Origin of the sequence: Devosia sp., assembly GCF_028290645.1 — a bacterium.
Taxonomy (GTDB): domain Bacteria; phylum Pseudomonadota; class Alphaproteobacteria; order Rhizobiales; family Devosiaceae; genus Devosia_A.
This window is the reverse complement of the sequence record NZ_JAQGJL010000178.1, coordinates 1-4600: the sequence shown is the minus strand read 5'-3', so window position 1 is coordinate 4600 and position 4600 is coordinate 1. Positions and strand designations below refer to the sequence as shown.

Sequence of the window (4600 nt, the reverse complement as noted above, 5' to 3'; positions counted from 1 at the left end):
CTGAGAATGCGGAGCGGACGACCTTGGCATCAAGCGGCCTTGATGATTTCGGTCATCGTCACGCCGAGGCGGTTTTCGACGAGGACGATTTCGCCGCGGGCGACGAGGCGGTCGTTGACGTAGATTTCCACCGCTTCGCCGACTTGGCGGTCGAGCTCGACGACAGTGCCGACGTCCATCTTCAAAAGGCTCGCGACGGGGACCTTGGCGCGGCCGAGGACGACGGAGATGCGGACGGGGACGTCGAAGACGGCCTCGAGGTCGGCGGCGGTTTTTTCGCCGGGCGGGATCTGGCCCTCGCGGCCGGGGGCGGTCATCTCCTCGAAGGTGACGCCGGTGCCAGTATCGCCGGTGCTCATTGCTCGGTCTCCTGATCTGACCCTTGTCGGATGCCGCGGGCGGCGAAGTATTGGGCGATGCGGGCGTCGATCTCGGCGCTCAGCTTCCTGATGTCGCGCACGACGCCGCCATCGGCCCACTCGATGCGGGCGTCGCCGATGGCGATGTCAGGATCGCCTAGGACGACGAGGCGGCCGGTGAAGCCGGAGGTGGTCATCTTGTTAGTCGCGATGTCGCGGACGGCGTCGGCGAGGGCGGGATCGCAGCGGATGACGAGATGCGGCACGCCATCAAGCGTCGCCATGCACTCGGCGACCAGCGCCTCGATCTCCACGGTCGGCTCGCGGGCGATGAGGCCGCCGGCGAGTTTGCGTGCGATGGAAAGGGAGAGCGTGACGGCCTCGGCGATGGATTGCTTGCGCGCATCGTCGATGCTGGCGGCCATGGCAGCGACGCGGACGGCGAGCATTTCGGCGGAAGCAGCTTCAGCTCTTGCGGCCTTGGCGATGGTGGTGCGCTCGCCCTCGGCGAGGCCCGACTCGAAGCCCTCGCGGCGAGCGTCCTCGAGCAGCGCGGCCATGGCGGATTCGGTGACCAGCGAGTTGCGCTCCTGGCGGCGGCCGAGGTCGAGGTCGAAGGTGAACTTGGCGGGGGCGGCGGCGCTCATCAGGCGATCATCTCTTCATCGGCCTTGCCCTTGGTGATGATGATCTCGCCCTTGGCGGCGAGGTCCTTGGCGGTGGCGACCATGCGGCCCTGCGCCTCGTCGACGTCCTTGAGGCGCACCGGGCCCATGGCCTCCATGTCGTCCTTCAGCATCTTGCCGGCGCGGCTGGACATGTTGGCGAAGAACACTTCCTTGACGGTGTCGTTGGCGCCCTTGAGCGCCAGCGCCAGCTCCTTCTTGTCCATCTTCTGGACCAGCGTCTGGATGGCGGAGGCCTCGAGCCGGGCCAGGTCCTCGAAGGTGAACATCAGCGCCTTAATGCGATCGGCGCCGTCGCGGTCGCGCTCTTCCAGCGTGGTGATGAAGCGCGCTTCGGTCTGGCGGTCGAAGGAGTTGAAGATCTCGGCCATCTGCTCGTGGCTGTCGCGGCGCTTGGTGTGGCTTAGGGTGGACATGAACTCGGTGCGCAGCGTGGTCTCGATCTTTTCGAGGATCTCCTTCTGCACCGGGTCGAGCGACAGCATGCGCTGCACCACTTCCATCGCCAGCTCCTCGGGGAGGGCGGCGAGCACCTTGCCGGAATGGTCGGTGGCGATCTTACTCAGCACCACGGCGATGGTCTGGGGGTACTCGTTCTTCAGGTAGCTCGCGAGCACGTCTTCCTGAACGTTGGAGAGCTTCTCCCACATGTTGCGGCCGGCGGGACCGCGGATTTCCTCCATGATCGAGTCGACCCGCTCCTGCGGCAGGAAGGAGAGCAGCAGGCGCTCGGTGGTGTCGGAATTGCCGGCGATGGTGCCGTTGGACGAGACGCGGGTGACGAACTCGACGAGGAGGGAGTCGAGCATGTCCTGGGTGATCGGCCCGAGCCGCACCATGGCGCGCGACAGCTGGCGGATTTCCATCTCGTCGAGCTCTTCGAGGATGGGACGGCCGAAATCGGGGCCGAGCGCGAGCAGCAGCACGGCGGCCTTCTCGTCGCTGCTGAGCGGCCGCTGGCTGGCGTTTTCGCCGATGACCAGCTGCTTGGCCAGCAGCTGCGGATCCGGTTGGGCGAGGGCGGCCATCTAGAGGGTCCTCATGTGGCGGTCGCCAGCCAGTCGCGGACGATCAGCGCCGCCTGCTTGGGGTTCTCGTCGACCAGCTGGCCCACGGTCCTGAGCGTCTGGGCCTGGCTCTCGCCCATCGACTTGGCGTTGTTCATCCAGGCGGGGACGCGGGGCTTGGCCGGGGGCTCGTCTTCCTCGAGGTACTGGCCGTTGAGGTTGGGGAGCGACGAGACAACGGCGTTGGAGCCGAAATTGCCGGGTCCGAAGGCGGGATTGGCGCCGAGCTCGGCGCTGGCGGGGAGGGCGAGGGTCCTGCCCTCGGGCGCCAGCACCCGCTTCAGCAGTGGGCGGAGGACGAAGAACACCAGCGCCAGGGCGATCAGCAGGGTCACCGCCATCTCGGCGCCGTTCATCAGGTCGTCGCGGGTGAAATCGAAGAGCCCGGGCTCGCTGGTGCCGGCAGCGGTCAGCTCAGGACGATCGGCGAACTGCAGGTTCGCCACCTCCACCTGGTCGCCACGGGTATCGGAGAAGCCGACTGCCGATTTCACCAGCGCGGTGATCTGGGCGATCTCCGCGGGGGTGCGCGGGGTGTAGGTGGAGTTGCCGGTGGCGTCGGCGACATAGGTGCCGTCGACAACCACGGCGATCGACAGCCGCTTGATGCCGCCGGCTTCGGTCAGCGCCGTCTCGGTGACCTTGGAAATCTCGAAATTGGTGGTCTCCTCGGTGGTCGAGGCCTGCTCGGTGGTCGAGGGGCCCGAGCCGGCATTGGCCGAGGCGCCGGGCAGTTCGTTGGCGACACTGACCTGGCCGCTGTCGCCGTTCTTGGCGGAGTTGGTGAGGTCGCGGGTCTGGGTCGAGCGGATCACCTGGCTGTTCGGGTCGAACGTCTCGGAGGTCTTGCTGAGGCGGTTGAGGTCGAGTTCGGCCGAGACCTGGACGCGGGCGCGGCCGGAGCCGACGACATTGGCGAGCAGCTCCTCCACGCGGGCGCGCAGGCGATTCTCGACATTGAGGGTGCGCTCCTCGGTCTCGCCGGCGATGATGTCCTCGGGGCCGTTGCCGGCGCCGGAGGCGAGGAGCCGCCCGGTATCGTCGACCACCGACACGCGCATCGGGGTCAGGCCCTCGATGGCGGAGGCGGCGAGGTGCTGGATGGCGCGGATTTCGCCGGCCGAGAGCTCGCCGCGGACCGAGAGGACGATCGAGGCAGTGGGGTCCTTCTGCTCACGGCTGAACAGGGCGCGCTCGGGGAGGACCAGGTGGACGCGGGCGCTCTTGATGCGGGCGAGCGAGGAGATGGTGCGGGCCAGTTCGCCTTCCAGGGCGCGTACGTTATTGATGTTCTGTACGAAGCTGGTAGCGCCCAGCGTCGACTGCTGGTCGAAGATCTCGTAGCCGACCTGGCCGCGGGTCGGGAGGCCATCCTGGGCCAGCGCCATGCGGATCTGGGTGATCTGGTCGCGCGGCACGAGGATGGTGTCGCCTTCGCCGCGGATTTCGTAGTTGACGTTCTGGGTCTGGAGTTCGGAGACGATGGCCGCCGAGTCCTCGAAGGAGAGGCCGGAATAGAGCGGGGCCAAAGGCGGCGTCGAGGCGCGCATGATGAGGAAGGCGAAGAACCCCAGCATCAGCACGGCGATGACGGCCATGGCGGCGACGCGCGCCAAACCGAGGCGGTTGAAAAACTGCAGCAACCCGTCCACGCGGACCGTACCCTTGTTAGTCTTGGGTGCGCGCGAACGCACCGAGCCCATGGGCAAAAATTACCTAGTGGATGGTAAACAAGTCATTAACACGCTGTTGCAGAATGCAAAAAACCGGCATGGATTGCCGATGAAGGTTAAGGAGAGGTGGGCATGGGAACGTTGCGGATCCTTGGTCGGGTGACCTCGATAAATGTGCGCAAGGTGCAGTGGACGGCCGACCTCATCGGCATCGGCTATGAAGTCGAGATCTGGGGGATGCCGAACCGCGACCCCAAGGTGCCGGAATTCCTCGCGCTCAACCCCAACGCGCAGGTGCCGGTGATCGTCGACGAGGGGTTCGTCCTGTGGGAAAGCAACGCCATCATGCGCTATCTCGCCGACACGCGGCGGAGCGGGCTGTGGCCGGTCGCGGCCGAGGAACGGGCGCTGGTCGACCAGTGGCTGACCTGGCAGGTGTCCGAACTCAACGCCCAGTGGGGCTACGCGGTCTATGCGTTGCTGCGCAAGAACCCGGCGTTCACCGATGCGGCGCGGATCGCGGAGTCGATCGGCAAGTGGTCGGCGAAGATGCGGATCCTCGAGGCGCAACTGGTGAAGGGCGGCGGGTTCGCGGCCAATGGCCGGCTCAGCATCGCCGACATCGCACTGGTGTTGTCATCGCACCGCTGGTTTTCGACGCCGTTCGACCACCCGGATTTGCCGGCGGTGCGGGAGCACTACGAGCGGTTGAAGGCGACGGAGGAGGGGCGGAAGTATCTGGGGGAGGGGACTCCCTAGGGGGCGTGACGGGTGCTGGTGCGTGCCGACCCCCACCCCTGTCCCCTCCCCCTAAG

The 4600-nt window shown here is 66.6% G+C and carries 5 protein-coding genes; 1 reads left to right on the top strand and 4 read right to left on the bottom strand.

The window, feature by feature from the left end; all coding sequences use genetic code 11:
- Window positions 1-29: 29 nt before the first annotated feature.
- The 4 genes from fliN to fliF are packed head-to-tail and all read right to left on the bottom strand — an operon-like array spanning window position 30 to window position 3764.
- Complete coding sequence (gene fliN / locus JWQ89_RS09905; RefSeq protein ID WP_299640572.1) at window positions 30-317, bottom strand: flagellar motor switch protein FliN; 288 nt, start codon at window positions 315-317, stop codon at window positions 30-32.
- Window positions 318-355: 38 nt separating this feature from the next.
- Window positions 356-1006 carry a FliH/SctL family protein gene (locus tag JWQ89_RS09900; protein WP_299640571.1) on the bottom strand — a complete coding sequence of 217 codons (651 nt, stop codon included), beginning with the start codon at window positions 1004-1006 and terminating at the stop codon, window positions 356-358.
- Window positions 1006-2073 (bottom strand): flagellar motor switch protein FliG, encoded by a 1068-nt coding sequence (fliG, locus tag JWQ89_RS09895; RefSeq protein WP_299640569.1) that lies wholly within the window; start codon window positions 2071-2073, stop codon window positions 1006-1008. The genes JWQ89_RS09900 and fliG overlap by 1 nt, the downstream gene beginning before the upstream one ends.
- Window positions 2074-2084: 11 nt before the next feature.
- On the bottom strand, window positions 2085-3764 hold the full coding sequence (gene fliF / locus JWQ89_RS09890) for a flagellar basal-body MS-ring/collar protein FliF (protein WP_299640567.1): 1680 nt from the start codon (window positions 3762-3764) through the stop codon (window positions 2085-2087).
- Window positions 3765-3917: 153 nt separating this feature from the next.
- Between fliF and JWQ89_RS09885 the strand changes: the two genes are divergently transcribed.
- Entirely contained in the window at window positions 3918-4544 is a 627-nt protein-coding gene (locus JWQ89_RS09885) for a glutathione S-transferase family protein (protein ID WP_299640565.1), read from the top strand.
- Window positions 4545-4600: the final 56 nt, after the last annotated feature.